This is a genomic window from Streptomyces sp. NPDC102274 (assembly GCF_044766385.1).
GTDB lineage: Bacteria > Actinomycetota > Actinomycetes > Streptomycetales > Streptomycetaceae > Streptomyces.
In genome coordinates, this window is sequence record NZ_JBIWLW010000037.1 from 26,371 (window position 1) to 40,849 (window position 14,479).

The 14,479-nt window shown below is 70.0% G+C and carries 12 protein-coding genes and 1 pseudogene; 5 read left to right on the plus strand and 8 right to left on the minus strand.

Annotation, left to right across the window (positions count from 1 at the left end):
- Positions 1-49: 49 nt before the first annotated feature.
- Positions 50-1,534 carry an ethanolamine permease gene (eat, locus tag ACIRQP_RS34580; protein ID WP_403897492.1) on the plus strand — a complete coding sequence of 495 codons (1,485 nt, stop codon included), beginning with the start codon at positions 50-52 and terminating at the stop codon, positions 1,532-1,534.
- 81 nt (positions 1,535-1,615) lie between these two features.
- A complete protein-coding gene (locus ACIRQP_RS34585; RefSeq protein WP_403897495.1) occupies positions 1,616-2,320 on the plus strand; it encodes a gamma-glutamyl-gamma-aminobutyrate hydrolase family protein in 705 nt (234 codons plus the stop codon).
- 70 nt (positions 2,321-2,390) lie between these two features.
- Here the strand turns inward: ACIRQP_RS34585 and ACIRQP_RS34590 are convergent, their stop codons facing one another.
- A complete protein-coding gene (locus ACIRQP_RS34590) occupies positions 2,391-3,359 on the minus strand; it encodes a LysR family transcriptional regulator (protein ID WP_403897498.1) in 969 nt (322 codons plus the stop codon).
- A gap of 71 nt (positions 3,360-3,430) precedes the next feature.
- Here ACIRQP_RS34590 and ACIRQP_RS34595 point away from each other — a divergent pair, with 71 nt between their 5' ends.
- Positions 3,431-4,582, plus strand: coding sequence for a TDT family transporter (locus ACIRQP_RS34595; protein WP_403897500.1), 1,152 nt, complete (start codon positions 3,431-3,433; stop codon positions 4,580-4,582).
- 4 nt (positions 4,583-4,586) lie between these two features.
- On the opposite strand, the pseudogene ACIRQP_RS34600 reads toward ACIRQP_RS34595, so the two are convergent.
- From ACIRQP_RS34600 to ACIRQP_RS34615, 4 genes and pseudogenes are all read right to left on the minus strand, one after another.
- Positions 4,587-4,817 (minus strand): annotated as a pseudogene (locus tag ACIRQP_RS34600) (helical backbone metal receptor); the annotation flags it as partial.
- Positions 4,708-5,253: a helix-turn-helix domain-containing protein gene (locus tag ACIRQP_RS34605; protein WP_382877374.1), complete on the minus strand. Its 546-nt coding sequence runs from the start codon at positions 5,251-5,253 to the stop codon at positions 4,708-4,710. The pseudogene ACIRQP_RS34600 and the gene ACIRQP_RS34605, both read right to left, overlap by 110 nt.
- 271 nt (positions 5,254-5,524) lie before the next feature.
- Positions 5,525-8,161, minus strand: coding sequence for an ABC transporter permease/substrate binding protein (locus ACIRQP_RS34610; RefSeq protein WP_403897504.1), 2,637 nt, complete (start codon positions 8,159-8,161; stop codon positions 5,525-5,527).
- Entirely contained in the window at positions 8,154-9,299 is a 1,146-nt protein-coding gene (locus tag ACIRQP_RS34615; RefSeq protein WP_403897507.1) for a glycine betaine/L-proline ABC transporter ATP-binding protein, read from the minus strand. The genes ACIRQP_RS34610 and ACIRQP_RS34615 overlap by 8 nt, the downstream gene beginning before the upstream one ends.
- 331 nt (positions 9,300-9,630) lie before the next feature.
- On the opposite strand from ACIRQP_RS34615, the gene ACIRQP_RS34620 reads away from it, so the two are divergent.
- Complete coding sequence (locus tag ACIRQP_RS34620; protein ID WP_403897603.1) at positions 9,631-10,536, plus strand: 5'-3' exonuclease H3TH domain-containing protein; 906 nt, start codon at positions 9,631-9,633, stop codon at positions 10,534-10,536.
- 48 nt (positions 10,537-10,584) lie between these two features.
- On the plus strand, positions 10,585-11,430 hold the full coding sequence (locus tag ACIRQP_RS34625) for a siderophore-interacting protein (protein ID WP_403897510.1): 846 nt from the start codon (positions 10,585-10,587) through the stop codon (positions 11,428-11,430).
- 156 nt (positions 11,431-11,586) lie between these two features.
- On the opposite strand, the gene ACIRQP_RS34630 is transcribed toward ACIRQP_RS34625, so the two are convergent.
- From ACIRQP_RS34630 to ACIRQP_RS34640, 3 genes are all read right to left on the minus strand, one after another.
- Complete coding sequence (locus tag ACIRQP_RS34630; RefSeq protein WP_403897605.1) at positions 11,587-12,333, minus strand: ABC transporter permease; 747 nt, start codon at positions 12,331-12,333, stop codon at positions 11,587-11,589.
- A 29-nt stretch (positions 12,334-12,362) separates the two neighbouring features.
- Positions 12,363-13,430 carry an ATP-binding cassette domain-containing protein gene (locus ACIRQP_RS34635; RefSeq protein WP_403897608.1) on the minus strand — a complete coding sequence of 356 codons (1,068 nt, stop codon included), beginning with the start codon at positions 13,428-13,430 and terminating at the stop codon, positions 12,363-12,365.
- A gap of 219 nt (positions 13,431-13,649) precedes the next feature.
- A complete protein-coding gene (locus tag ACIRQP_RS34640; RefSeq protein ID WP_403897611.1) occupies positions 13,650-14,330 on the minus strand; it encodes a PadR family transcriptional regulator in 681 nt (226 codons plus the stop codon).
- Between the last annotated feature and the right edge of the window lie 149 nt (positions 14,331-14,479).

Consider the following 14,479-nt stretch of genomic DNA (forward strand, 5'->3'; position numbering starts at 1 on the left):
TAGAGCAATGGTATGGCCCCACACCATTACTCCGAGGCAGGAGCGGATCATGTCCGAAGGCACGGACTCGCGCGTCCCACCGGCCGCCGCGGCCGACGGCGCCGCCGAGCGGGACACGCCCCAGGGGGACGCCGAGTATCTGCGACGGCGCACACTGCGCCGGGGCAGCGCGGGCTGGCTGCTGCTCACCGGCCTCGGGGTCGCCTATGTCGTCTCCGGGGACTTCTCGGGGTGGAACATCGGACTCTCCGAGGGGGGCTTCGGCGGTCTCGCGATCGCCACGCTGCTGATGGGGGTGATGTATGCCTGTCTGGTCTTCTCGCTCGCCGAACTGTCCGCCATCCTGCCCACCGCGGGCGGCGGTTATGGCTTCGCCCGGCGCGCGCTCGGCACCTGGGGCGGGTTCCTGACCGGTACGGCCATCCTCATCGAGTACATTCTCGCGCCGGCCGCCATCTCCATCTTCATCGGCGAATACGTCGAGTCCCTCAATCTCTTCGGTCTGACGGCCGGCTGGCCGGTCTATCTCGCCTGCTTCGTGATCTTCATCGGAATCCATCTCTGGGGTGTGGGCGAGGCGCTGCGCTTCAGCCTGGTGGTGACGGCCATCGCGGTGGCCGCGCTGCTGATCTTCGCGGTGGGGGCCTTCGCCGAATTCGACGCCAGTGGTCTCAATGACATCCCCGTCGACCGGAACGCGTTCGGCTCCGGCTCCTGGCTGCCGTACGGAGTCCTGGGTATCTGGGCGGCCTTCCCCTTCGGTATGTGGTTCTTCCTGGGGGTGGAGGGCGTACCGCTGGCCGCCGAGGAGGCCAAGGATCCGGTCCGGTCGATGCCGAAGGCACTGTCGATCGCCATGGGTGTGCTCGTACTTCTCGCGCTGATCACCTTCTTCGCGGCGACGGGTGCCCGCGGTTCGGCCGCCGTCCAGGACGCGGGCAATCCGCTGGTGGTGGCGCTCCAGGGGGACGGGGATCCGACCGCGTTGAGCCGGTTCGTCAACTACGCGGGTCTCGCGGGTCTCGTCGCCTCCTTCTTCTCCCTCATCTACGCCGGGTCCCGGCAGCTGTTCGCGCTCTCCCGCGCGGGCTATCTGCCCCGTTTCCTGTCCCTCACGAGCGGCCGCAAAGCCCCCTATCTGGGTCTGCTGATCCCGGGCGCGATCGGTTTCGCCCTCGCGGCGGGCACCGGCGACGGCGGCCGGATGCTCAATGTCGCGGTGTTCGGCGCGACGATCTCGTACGCGCTGATGGCGCTGTCCCATCTCGTGCTGCGCCGTCGCGAGCCGGAGCTGCCCCGCCCGTACAGCACGCCCGGCGGCATGCTCACCTCCGGTGTCGCCTTCGTCCTCGCGCTGTCGGCGCTGGTCGCGACGTTCCTGGTGGACAAGGACGCGGCGTTCATCGCGCTGGGCGTCTATGTCGTCGCCCTCGCCTACTTCACCTTCTACAGTCGGCACCGGCTGGTCGCCGCGGCCCCGGAAGAGGAGTTCGCGGCGCTGGCCGCGGCCGAGGCCGAGCTCGAACGAGACTGAACTCGGGCGTGTACTCGGGCGTGTACACGAACGCGTACGAAAAGGCGCGTACGAAAGAGACGAACGACGGAGGCCGGATCCATGAAGCCGCTCATCGGCGTGAGCACCTATCTGGAGGAGTCCGCCTCGTGGGGCGTCTGGGACCTGCCCGCGGCGCTGCTGCCGGCCGGGTATCCCCGGCTCGTCCAGCGCGCGGGCGGACTGGCCGCGATGCTGCCGCCGGACGATCCGTCGACCGCGGCCCGGATGGTGGCGCGGCTCGACGGGGTGGTGATCGCGGGCGGTCCTGATGTGGAGCCCGTACGGTACGGAGCCGAGCCGGATCCTCGTACCGGACCGCCCGCCCGGGAGCGGGACGCCTGGGAACTGGCCCTGATCGAGGCGGCGCTGGCCTCCGACACCCCCCTGCTGGGGATCTGCCGGGGGATGCAGCTGCTCAATGTGGCGCTCGGCGGGACGCTCCGTCAGCATGTGGACGGCCATACCTCACCGCTGGCCGGCACCTTCGGCGAGCATCCGGTGACGCCGGTGGCGGGCACCCGCTACGCGTTCCTGGTGCCGGAGGAGTTCGCCGTACCGGCCCACCATCACCAGACGGTGGACCGGCTCGGGGAGGGACTGACCGTCTCGGCGGTCGCGGCGGACGGCACGGTCGAGGCCGTCGAACTGCCCGGTCCGCGCTGGGTCCTGGGCGTTCAGTGGCATCCCGAGATGGCCGAGGACACCCGCGTCATGACCGCGCTGGTCGAAGCGGCGGGCGCCCCGGGCGCGGGCGCCGGCTCCTGACGGCATCTCCTGACGGCAGCGGCAGGAGGACCGGCCCGTCAGCCGGTCAGCCCGTCTCTCCGTCAGCCCGTCAGTCCGTAGCTCCGCGCGTCAGGGACAGCAGATCGCGGGCCGGTCCCGTCGGACGGTTGCCGACCGGCCAGACCGCGCGCAGATCGCGGCGGAGCCGGATGCCCTCGACCGGCACCCTGACGAGCCGGCGGGCCGCCAGTTCCTCGCCGACCGCGAGTTCGCTCAGCACGCAGGGACCGGCCCCGCTCACCGCGGCGGCCTTCAGCGCGGTGGTGGAGGCCAGTTCGAGCAGCGGCTCGGCGGGACCGCCGTACGCGCTGAGCCCGACGTCCAGCACCTGCCGGGTGCCCGAGCCCGGTTCGCGCAAGATCAGCGGGGTCGCGGCCAGCTCCGCCGGGTCGAGCGGGGTACGGCGGCGGGCCCAGGGATGGCCGGGTGCCGCGACCACCAGCAGCCGGTCATGGCCGATGACGGCGGAGTCGAGCCCCTCCGGCGCGGCCACGCCCTCGACGAAACCGAGGTCCGCCTCATGGCTGAGCAGCCGCTCGGCGACCGCGACGGAGTTGCCCGCGTGCAGCGAGACGGCGGTGTCGGGCCAGGCCCGGCGGAGCGCTATCAGCCAGCCGGGCAGCAGATACTCCGCGATCGTCATGGAGGCGGCGACACGCAGCCGTGAGTCCCGGCGACCGCGCAGCGCCTGCGCCCCCGCGTCGAAGGCCTCGGCGGCCTCCACCACGCGCCGGGCCCAGTCGGTGACGAGAGTGCCGGCGTCGGTGAGCCGGGAACCGCGCGGTGAACGGTCCACCAGCGCGACCCCGAGCAGCCGCTCCATGGCCCGGATCCGGCTGCTGGCGGCGGGCTGGGAGATCCCGAGCTCGCGGCCGGCCCGGCCCAGACTGCCGAGCCTGGCGACGGCGAGCAGCAGTTCCAGCGCACCGAGATCGGGCACCCGGTGCGCGAGCCGAGCGGCGGGCGAGAGCGCGGGGGTCGGTTCGGGGGAAGGGTCGGCGAGCGGTACATCGGCCATAAGCCCAGGTTATGGCCTCATAGAGAGAAAGGGGCTGGTGGGGGCCGTACACGACCGCGAGGGTGGAAGCCATGACCACTCTCACGCACCCCGCGGCACCCGCCGCCCGCGCCTCCGCGCGCGTACGGCTGACGGCGCTCCGGTATCTCGGGCCCAATTGGTACGCGACGGTGATGGGCACGGCGATCGTGGCGAGCGCGGGTGCCGGGCTCCCGCTGGAGATACCGGGGCTGCGGGCCGCCTGTGTCGTGGTGTGGGCGCTGTCGGCGGTGCTGCTCGCCGTGGTCCTGGCCGCCCGCGCCGGGCACTGGCTGTACCACCGCGACCAGGCGCGGGCCGAGCTGCTCGATCCGGCCGTGGCGCCGTTCTACGGCTGCGCGGCCATGGCGCTGCTGGCCGTCGGCGGCGCCACGCTGCTGGTGGGGCGCGATGTGCTGGGGGAGCGGGCGGCGGTCGCCGTGGACGCGGTGCTGTTCGGCGCGGGGACGCTGCTCGGTCTCGTGATCGCCGTGGCGATCCCGTATCTGATGGTCGTACGCCATCGCATCGGCCCGGCGGACGCCTCGCCCGCCTGGCTGCTGCCGGTGGTGTCCCCCATGGTCTCGGCGGCGGTCGGCCCGCTGCTGGTGCCGCATCTGGCGGCGGGCCAGGCACGCGAGGCGCTGGTGCTCGGCTGCTACGCGCTGTTCGGGATGAGTCTGCTCGCGACGCTGACGATCCTGCCGCTGATCTTCGGCCGGCTGGTGGCGCACGGTCTGCTCCCGCTCGCGCTGACCCCGCTGCTCTTTCTGGTGCTCGGCCCGCTGGGGCAGTCGACCACCGCGGTCAACCAGCTGGCCGATGTGGCGCCCGGGGCGATCGGCGCTCCGTACGCGGGTGCGCTGGGCGCCTTCGCCGTGGTGTACGGGGTGCCGGTGATGGGGTTCGCCCTGCTGTGGCTGGCGCTGTCGGCGGCACTGGTGGTGCGGGCCGCCCGGTGCGGGATGCGGTTCACGATGACATGGTGGGCCTTCACCTTCCCGCTCGGTACGTGCGTGACGGGCGCGGCGGGGCTGAGCCGGCACACCGGTCTGGTGGCCCTGGAGTGGCTGACGGTGGCGCTGTTCGCGCTGCTGGTGGCGGCCTGGTGCGCGGCCGGGTGGTACACGCTGCGCGGGGTGTTCAGCGGAGCGCTGCCCGCAGCGCCGCGGGCGCCCCAGCCGGCGAGGGCCCGTACCACGTGAGGTGGCACCAGTCGGTGGCACCCACCAGCGGACCGGGCGCGCTGACGGCGATCGCTTCGGTGAGCGAGGGGACGAGCGAGACGACGCGCGGACCGCGCTCGCGTCCGGCGGACACGCCCTGTCCCTCAGCGTGGCGGGTCGATGGTCGCGTCGATGTGTTCCGCGACGGCGACGACCAGGATGCGGGTGCCGGGTTCGGTGGCGCGCCAGCGGTGCCGTACGCCACCGGACAGATACAGCGTGTCACCGCGCTCCAGCCGGTACGCCCGGCCCTCGGCCTCGACCTCCGCGGCGCCGTCGGCGATGTACATCACCTCGTCGTTGCGGTGCTGGTACTCCCTGCCGGTGTCCTGCTCTCCGGTGAATTCCTTGGCGTTCAGCTGGTGGCCGCCGCGCACCACGCGGCGGACCCCGGGTCCGGGTGCGGCTCGTACGACATCGACGGTACGGGCCGAGTCGGCGGCGGCGTGCAGCTGGGCGGGGGTCGTCTCCAGGGCGTCCGCCACCCGCTCCAGTGAGCGGGTACTCGGCCTGGCGCGCTCATTCTCGATCTGGCTGAGGAACGGCACGGACAGTCCGCTTCGGCCGGCGACCGCCGCCAGCGTCAGGCCCAGGGACCTGCGCCTCCTGCGGACGGCCGCGCCCACCCTGAGCGCTTCCTTGTCGTCCATGACTGGCTCCCTCCCGCCCGGATCGTCATCCTCTCAGAGTTGACGCCCGGACAAGAGCTGTCCTGCCTCACCCGGTGCCGGACCCGGCGAATCCGCCGTCCGTGGCGTACACACGAGCGAAAAGGGACGTGTTGCCCCTGGATCAATGATGCGCGCGAGCGGGCCGAACCGAAACGTGCGGAAGGGGTGGGCTTCGCACCGGGCGACGCCCACCCCTCCTACGAGTCCTACGAGCGCGGTTCCGTATACACGTCCCCGCGAACCGTTCCCGCTACTGCGGGGCCATAGTTTCCGCGATTCCCGGATTATCCGCCATCCAGGCCCTGACGGCCTCTTCCTCGTGTCCCGTGCCGCGCTTCTGGATCTCGTTCTCCAGCCCGGCGAGCTGCTGCTCGCTCAGCTTGAAGTCCTTGAACCACTTGGTCAGCTGCGGGTAGTTCTCGGGGAAGTCCTTGTTGGTGACGGTGGTGAGCTGGTCGCCCTCGCCGAAGGCCTTCTTCGGGTCCTTCAGCTTGGTCAGGTCGTACTCGTTGTAGGCCCAGTGCGGGGTCCAGAGCATGACCGCGATCGGCTCCTTCTTCGCGTACGCCCGCTTCAGCTCGGCGAGCATGCTGGGCGTGGAGCTGTCGACGACCTCGTAGGACTTGTCGAGCCCGTACTCCGGCAGGACCTTGTCCTTGAGGATGTTCATGGTCTCCGTGCCGGCCTCGATCCCGACGATACGGCCCTTGAACTCGTCCTCGCGGCCCTTGAGGTCATCGAGGGAATCGACACCCTTGACATACGAGGGGACGGCGATCTCCAACGACGTCGGACCGTACCAGGAGCCGAGGTTGTGCAGACTGTCGTGGTACTTGTCCCAGTATCTCTTCTGCGTGTTGGGCAGCCAGCCGTCGAACTGGACATCGATCTGGCCGCGGGACATCGCCGCGTACATCGGACCGACCTCGAACTGCTTGAGGTTCATCGTGTACCCGCGCTCCTCCAGGACCGCCTTCCACAGATAGGTGGCGGCGATGTCCTCCTCCCACGGGAACCACGCGACCTGCAGCGGACGCTCGCGTTCGTCCTTGCCGTTCGCGGCCTTGGCGGCGTTCCCGGCCTGGGCGACCGGGGTCCACTTGTCGGCGACGCCCGGGTTCTCCTTGAGCCAGGCGCGGACGGCCTCCTGCTCCTTACCCTTGCCGGTGACCTGGATCTTGGCCTCCAGGCTGGTGAGCTGCTTCTCGCTCATCGAGAAGTCCTCGAGCCACTTGGCCACCTGTGGGTTGTCGGTCGAGAACCCCTTGCGGGCCAGGGTGTGGACGCCGTCGCTCTCCGCTCCGAAGGACTTCCTGGGGTCCGCCAGCTTGGTCAGCTCGTAGTCGTTGTAGGCCCAGTGGGGGGACCAGAGCACGACCGCGATCGGCTCCTTCTTCGCGTACGCCCGCTTCAGCTCGGCGAGCATGCCGGACGTGGAGCCGTCGATGAGCTTGTACTCGGTGTCGAGGCCGTACGCCTTGAGAACCTTGTCCTTGAGCAGGCCCATCTCGCCCGCGCTGGGCTCGATGCCGACGATCCGGCCCTTGAAGGTGGAGGACTTGCCCTTCAGATCGGCCAGGGAGTTGATGCCCTTGACGTACGAGGGCACGGAGATCTCCAGGGAGGTCTTGTCGTACCAGGACCCGAGGTCCTCCAGCTTGTCCTTGTACTTGGCCCAGTAGGTGGCGTGAGTGGTCGGCAGCCAGGAGTCGGTCTGGATGTCGATCTGACCGGCCGCCTGGCCGGTGTAGAGCGAGCCGGCCTCGTACTGCCGCGCGTCGACCTCGTAACCGCGCTGCTCCAGCAGCTCCTTCCAGAGGAAGGTGGAGGCGATGCCCTCGTCCCAGGGGATGTACCCCATGCTGATCTTCTTGCCCTGGCCGACGTTCTTCGCGTCGACGGTGGTGCTGCCGGACGTGGAGCCGCCGAACAGGCCGATGCCGCCCGCGACGAGCGCGAGGACGACCACACCGGCGATCGCGACGACGGGCTGGGGGCGGTGGTTCCAGATCTTCAGTCCGCCGGTCAGTTCCTTCGCCTTGGCCAGTGCGCGGCGGCCGACCGGGGAGACCTGGAGGCTGAGCGAGCCGGTGATCCGGTCCAGGTACACGGCCAGGATGACGACGGAGAGACCCGCCTCGAAGCCGAGACCGATGTCGATGTTGCCCAGCGCGCGGTAGACGGCGCCACCGAGGCCGCCGCCGCCGACCATGCCGGCGATGACCACCATGGACAGGCCCAGCATGATGACCTGGTTGATACCCGCCATGATCGTCTGGAGGGCCAGCGGCAGCTGGACCCGCAGCAGGGTGTTACGGGGGGTGGTGCCGAACGCCTCCGCGGCCTCGACCAGTTCCCCGTCGACCTGCCGGATACCCAGCTCGGTCATCCGGACGCCGGGCGGCAGGGCGAAGATGATCGTGGCGATGATGCCGGGCACCACGCCGATCCCGAAGAAGACGACGCCCGGGATCAGATAGACCATGGCGGGCATGGTCTGCATCAGGTCGAGCACCGGCCGGATGATAGAGCTGATCGTCTTGGAGCGCGCGGCCCAGATGCCCAGCGGTATCGAGATGACCAGCACCACGATGGTCGCCACGAGCACCAGCGAGAGAGTCTCCATCGACTCGTTCCACAGCTCGATCGAGTCGATCAGCGCGAAACCCGCGAAGGTGAGAACACCCGCGACCAGGCTGCGCAGCCACCACGCGAGCACGGCCAGAATGCCCGCGAGAAGCAGCGGCTCAGGGGCGGAGAGCACCGCGTTGATGCCGTCGTACATGCCCGAGACGACCGAGCCGATCGCATCGAACAGCCAGGCGAGGTGATTCTGGAGAAAGTCGACCGCGTCGTTGACCCAGTCGCCGAGAGGGAGCCTAGGCACTGGCTACCGCCTTGTCGGTCGTGGCCTTCGGGACCACGGTCGCGGCGGGCGCGTCCAGGGGGACCGAGGGCGTCATCGGCTCACCGAGGACGGCCAGCAGCCTGGCGCGCGGGACGACTCCGACGAGCTTGCCCGTGCCGTCGGTGACGGCGACGGGGATCGCGCTGGTGGAGCAGGGCGTGAACAGCTCGATGATCGGGGTGGACTCGACCACGCTGGCGGGCGCCGCGTCGAGCACCTCCCGCGCGGTACGCAGCTCCTTGCCACCGTCCGTACGGGCGCCGAAGGCGGTCTCCGGGTCGGCCATGATCGCACCGGCGGTGAGCACCCGGGAGCGGTCGACGTCTTGGGTGAAGGAGGCGACATAGTCGTTGGCCGGGGTGACGAGGATGTCCTCGGCGCTGCCCAGCTGGACGATCTCGCCGTCGCGCATGACCGCGATCCGGTCGCCGAGGCGCATGGCCTCGTTGAGGTCGTGGGTGATGAACACGATGGTCTTCTTGAGCCGCTTCTGGAGCTGGAGCAGCTGATCCTGCATATCGCGGCGGATCAGCGGGTCGAGAGCGCTGAAGGACTCGTCCATCAGCAGCAGATCGGCGTCGGTGGCGAGCGCGCGGGCGAGGCCGACGCGCTGCTGCATACCGCCGGAGAGCTCATCGGGCCAGGACGCCTCCCAGCCGCCCAGGCCGGTGAGTTCCAGCGCCTCGGCGGCGCGTTTCTCGCGTTCCGCCCGGGGCACGCCCTGCACTTCGAGGCCGTACCCGGCGTTCTCCAGAACGCTGCGGTGCGGGAAGAGCGCGAAGTGCTGGAAGACCATGCTGATCTTGGTGGAGCGGACGCGGCGCAGCTCCTGCGGGCTCAGGGCGGTCAGGTCCTGGCCGTCGAAGAGCACCCGGCCCGAAGTGGGGTCCAGCAGTCCGTTGAGCATGCGCAGCAGCGTGGACTTGCCGGATCCGGAGAGACCCATCACGACGAATATCTGGCCGGGCTCGACCGAGAACGAGGCGTCGATCACCGCCGCGGTCGTACCGTCGGCGCGAAGCTCGTCGCGGTCCGTACCGCTTTCGAGCTTCGTCACGGCTTCGTCTGGTCGTCTGCCGAATACCTTGTACAGGTGTTCGGCTTGCAGCCTGGACACATACACCTCACGCGTCGAACGGAAAACGGCCCGTCACCCCCGCGGGCGGGCCGTGGAGCGGGCGGATTCCGTCCGCTTACCGGACGCAGCGTGTGAAATTGCGATCTGGTTCGCTCCGGGGGCGCGCCTGCCCGCACTTACACGGACCAAACAGAAAAGTGTCCCAGGTCACTCCCATGAGGGAACACTTCGGCGTGAAAGGCCCTTTCCGAGACCTCCTGATCACCGCCGGTCACCGTGGGCGCCCATCCGCCCGCGTGGGGTGACCGGAGCTCCGTACGGCGGCGTTGTCAGTGGGCTGGGGCATCATCGGGGTGTGACGCGACGCCTGATGCTCCTCGACACCGCCTCCCTCTACTACCGGGCCTACTTCGGGGTCCCCGACTCCGTACGGGCCCCCGACGGCACCCCGGTCAACGCGGTGCGCGGTCTGCTCGACTTCATCGGCCGCCTGGTCCAGGACCACCGCCCGGACGAGCTGGTGGCCTGCATGGACGCCGACTGGCGGCCCGCGTGGCGGGTGGAGCTGATCCCCTCCTACAAGGCCCACCGCGTGGCCCGGCCGCATGAGGAGGGGCCCGACGAGGAAGACACCCCGGACACGCTGGCGCCACAGGTCCCGATCATCGAGGCGGTGCTCGACGCGCTCGGCATCGCCAGGGTGGGCGTCGCGGGATACGAGGCGGACGATGTGATCGGCACGCTCGCCGGCCGGGCGACGGGCCCGGTGGACATCGTCACGGGCGACCGCGATCTCTATCAGCTGATCGACGACAAGCGCGGTGTGCGGGTGCTCTACCCCCTCAAGGGCGTGGGGTCGCTGCACCTCACGGACGAGGCGGCGCTGCGGGAGAAGTACGGGGTCGACGGCCCCGGTTATGTCGATCTGGCGCTGCTGCGCGGGGACCCGAGCGACGGACTGCCCGGGGTGCCGGGGATCGGCGAGAAGACCGCGGCCAAGCTGCTCGACGCCTTCGGTGATCTGGCCGGGATCATGGCGGCGGTCGACGATCCGCGTTCGAAGCTCACCCCGTCCCAGCGCAAGCGGCTGGACGAAGCCCGGGACTATGTGGCGGTCGCGCCCACGGTGGTCCGGGTGGCCGGCGACGTACCGCTGCCGGAGTTCGACCCGGCGCTGCCCGCCGGTCCGCGCGATCCGGCCATGGTCGACGCGCTCGCCACCCGGTGGGGGCTGGGTGGCGCGCTGCGGCGACTGCTCGCCACCCTCCAGCCGTGAGTGTTAGCTTAGGTAAACCTAAGCAGCACAACCGTCAGGGAGACCGCCGTGGCAGAAAAGCCGGCCCGCACGTCGCCGAAGGCCCATGAGGGGCAGGTCGTACGCACCGAGTGGCTCACCCCGCACATGGTGCGCGTGGTCGTGGGCGGTGACGGGCTGGCCGCGCTGGAGTGCGGCGAATTCAGCGACCACTACGTCAAGGTGCTGTTCACCCCCGAGGGGGTGAACTACCCCGAGCCGTTCGACATGGAGCGCATCCGCGCGGAGTTCCCGCGCGACCAGTGGCCCACCAACCGCACGTATACGGTGCGCAGTTGGGACCCGGCGGCGCGCGAGATGGCCATCGACTTCGTCGTGCACGGCGACGAGGGGCTGGCGGGGCCGTGGGCCGCGCGCGTGCGGCCGGGCGAGACGGTACGTTTCCTCGGCCCCGGCGGTCTCTACGTACCGGACCCGGCGGCGGGCTGGCATCTGCTGGTGGGGGACGAGAGCACCCTGCCCGCGATCGCCGCGTCGATGGAGCGGGTACCGGTCGGCGCTCTCGTCCATGCCTTCGTCGAGGTCCCGGGCGCCGAGGAGGAGCAGAAGATCACGACGCCCGACGGGACCGGCATCACCTGGCTGCACCGCGGGGAGCGTCCGGTGGGCGAGGCGCTGATCGCCGCCGTCCGCGGCCTCGACTTCCCCGCCGGGGACGTCCACGCGTTCGTACACGGCGAGGCGGGCTTCGTGAAGGAGCTGCGCCGCCATCTGCGGCTGGAGCGGAACGTCCCGCGCGAGCGGCTTTCGGTCTCGGGGTACTGGCGGCTCGGCCAGACGGACGAGGCCTGGCGGGCGGTCAAGCGCGAGTGGAACGAGCGGGTGGAGCGCGAGCAGGAGACCCCGGCCGCCTGAGCGCGCCCCCGGCCCTCGGCCCTCGGCCCTCGACCAACGCCGCGCGTGCGAACAGGGACCGAGGGGAAGGGCCAGGCTGGGGCCTGTCTTCAATGTAGCGCCGTCCGCCCGCCGGGCAGGCGGGACTTTGAACCTTTGAAGACAGGCCCCAGGGCTCTAAACGGACTTCTGGTACGAGCGGAACGTACGGGTTGACAGCCAGACCGCCACCACCGCCAGAGCCAGCAGCGCGCCGCCCCTGGTCAGTACGTCGCCCCAGTCGGGCTCGGCCGCCAGCGCGGAACGTCCCGCGACCATCGCCCAGTTGACCGGATTGAAGTCCGCGATCGTGGCCATCCAGGACGGCATCTGGGCGGGCGCCATGAAGGCTGAGGAGAGAAACGTCAGCGGCAGCAGCAGAAACGTGTTGATGCCGATGATCGACTCTCGCTCGCGCACCAGCATGCCCAGCGCGTTGGAGAGCGCCCCGAAGACCGTACCGAGCAGGATCGAGGCGGCGACCAGCACGATCAGCCCACCCGCGCCGCCCGGGTAGCGGGCCCCGCCGAGCAGACCGAGCAGCACGATGATCACCGACTGACCGGCCGTGCTGATGCCGTTCTGCACGACATTGGCGTGCATCAGGGCGCTGCGGCTCACCGGGGTGGTCAGGAAGCGGTTGAGTGTGCCGCGTTCGATCTCCTCCAGCGTCCCCATCCCGGCCCACATGCTGGAGCCGAGCGCGCTCATCACGACGATGCCCGGGACCAGATAGTCCAGATAGGTCGTGGTGCCGAAGCCGCCCAGTTCGACGACTCTCTTGAAGAGATTGCCGAAGAGGAACAGCCAGATCACCGGCTGGATCAGCGAGATCAGCAGAAAGACGGGCTGGCGCACGATCACCATCAGCTGACGCTGCGTCATATACCAGGTGTGGGCGAGGGTTTCGGTACTCACCGGGCACCTCCGGCGGTGGCCTGGACGGGTGTGCCCGCACCGGCGCCGTCAGCCTCGGCCTCGGCCTCGGAGAACCGGCGCCCCGCGTACCGCAGATAGACATCGTCCAGGGAGGGGCGGGCCACAGTGGCGGCGGCCACGGCGGCTCCGGCGCGCTCCAGCGCGGCGAGCAGCACGGGCACGGCGGCGGCGCCGTCGTCGGCGCGGACGCTGACCCGGTGGCCGTCGACCGCCAGATCGTGCAGACCGGCCAGCCCGGCGAGTACGGCGGTGAGGGCCGCCCGGTCGCCGTCGGCACGCAGCTCCAGATGGACGGCGTCGCCGCGCAGTTCACCCTTGAGCGCGTCGGGGGTGCCCTCGACCACGATCCGGCCGCGGTCGACGATCGCGATGCGTTCGGCGAGCCGGTCGGCCTCCTCCAGATAGTGCGTGGTGAGCAGGATGGTCAGACCCTCGTCACCGGCGAGACGGGTGATCTCGTCCCACATGGCGGTACGGGCCTCCGGGTCGAGTCCGGTCGTCGGCTCGTCCAGGAAGAGCACCTCGGGCCTGTGGACCAGGCCGAGCGCCACATCGAGCCGCCGCCGCATACCGCCGGAGTACCCCTTGACCAGCCGCCGCGCGGCATCGGTGAGAGCGAACCGGTCCAGCAGTTCATCGACGCGCCGGTTCAGTTCCGTCCCCCTCAGGCCGTACAGCCTGCCCTGGAGGACGAGGTTCTCGCGGCCGGTGGCGGCGGGATCGGCGCCGGACTTCTGGGCGACGACACCGATCGCGCGGCGTACGCGGCCGGGGTGGCGCAGCACATCGTGGCCGGCGACCGTGGCCGTGCCGCTGTCGGGGCGGGCGAGGGTGGTGAGGATCTTGACGGTGGTGGACTTGCCGGCGCCGTTGGGGCCGAGCAGTCCGAGGACGGTGCCGGCCTCGACGGTGAGGCCCAGGCCGTTCAGGGCGGTGACTCCGCCGGGATAGGTCTTGACCAGATCGTCCGCCCGTACGACGGGCGTTCCGGTACTCGTCGATCCGGTATTCGGCGACCCGGTGTTCGGCGATCCGGTCCTCATGGTTCGGGTACTCATGGCTGAGCTCTCCTGTGGATGAGCGGGTTGCTCGGGGTTGGCCGAGCCGGTCCACGCGAAGAGCGCCGGGCTATCCTGGGCATGCCGCGCCTCGATCGCCGGGGCGCCTTCACGGTGGTCCGGTCCGGGGTGAGAGACCCCGGTGGGAGCTGCTGCAACAGCGACCGCCGGGGTCGTTTCCGTTGAGGGCCGGAGTCGGCCGGGTCAGGGATTCGGGGAGCGGTCCTCCTCCCCCGCGGTGTCCGACGGCCGTTCATGTTCCAGCTCCTGCCACTCCGGCGGCGTCCGGCCGGTTTCGTGCAGGGTCCGCCAGCCGTCGAGACCGGAGAGCGATCCCTCGCCGATCTCCTTGAGGAACCCCTGGATCCAGGCCTCCTCGGCCTCGATCATGTGCAGCTGGAACTCGGTCTCCACGACGAAGAGCCGCGGCAGCGTCTCGTAGAGCTGCTCCAGCACGCCCCGCATACCGGCGGCCCGGACGCGCAGCGCCGAGACCCGGTCCTCCAGCAGCGAGGTCACCTCGTCCGGCGGCAGGACACCCATCAGGGAGAGGCCCGTCTCGAACAGCGGGAACTCACGGGCGGGGACGGCCAGCAGATCCGCCATCCACTCCAGCATCTCCTCGTGCCCGGCGGAGGTGAGGCCGTACAGCGTGCGCTCAGGCCGGTTGCCCTGCCGCTGCACCTCCGCCACCTCGACGAAGCCGTGCTTCTCCAGGTTCTGGACGACGGTGTAGAGCGATCCGAAGTTGATCTTGACGCTGTTCTCCTTGCCGCGCTGCCGCAGCGTCTGCGCGATCTGATACGGGTGCATCGGCCGCTCCGAGAGCAGCGCCATCACCGCGAGCGCCAGCGGATTGCTCAGCTTGCGCCGCTTCGCCCCCATCGCGACCACCCCGTTCTCCATTACTCCATCCCAAATACTCGGCTGCGAACATATCGTGAATTCCCTGAGGTCGTCAATCGCGATACATCGTAAATCAAGGAATCTGTTGAACTTCCCGGCTGCGTAGGGCTCGCAGAGCACGTAGACAG

Excerpts from the sequence above, each read along its gene's own strand:
- eat (WP_403897492.1), top strand. The coding sequence starts at position 50 with ATGTCCGAAGGCACGGACTCGCGCGTCCCACCGGCCGCCGCGGCCGAC.
- ACIRQP_RS34590 (WP_403897498.1), bottom strand. The coding sequence starts at position 3,359 with ATGGCCGATGTACCGCTCGCCGACCCTTCCCCCGAACCGACCCCCGCG.
- ACIRQP_RS34620 (WP_403897603.1), top strand. The coding sequence starts at position 9,631 with ATGCTCCTCGACACCGCCTCCCTCTACTACCGGGCCTACTTCGGGGTC.
- ACIRQP_RS34595 (WP_403897500.1), top strand. The coding sequence starts at position 3,431 with ATGACCACTCTCACGCACCCCGCGGCACCCGCCGCCCGCGCCTCCGCG.
- ACIRQP_RS34640 (WP_403897611.1), bottom strand. The coding sequence starts at position 14,330 with ATGGGGGCGAAGCGGCGCAAGCTGAGCAATCCGCTGGCGCTCGCGGTG.
- ACIRQP_RS34635 (WP_403897608.1), bottom strand. The coding sequence starts at position 13,430 with ATGAGGACCGGATCGCCGAACACCGGGTCGCCGAATACCGGATCGACG.
- ACIRQP_RS34630 (WP_403897605.1), bottom strand. The coding sequence starts at position 12,333 with ATGACGCAGCGTCAGCTGATGGTGATCGTGCGCCAGCCCGTCTTTCTG.
- ACIRQP_RS34605 (WP_382877374.1), bottom strand. The coding sequence starts at position 5,253 with ATGGACGACAAGGAAGCGCTCAGGGTGGGCGCGGCCGTCCGCAGGAGG.
- ACIRQP_RS34585 (WP_403897495.1), top strand. The coding sequence starts at position 1,616 with ATGAAGCCGCTCATCGGCGTGAGCACCTATCTGGAGGAGTCCGCCTCG.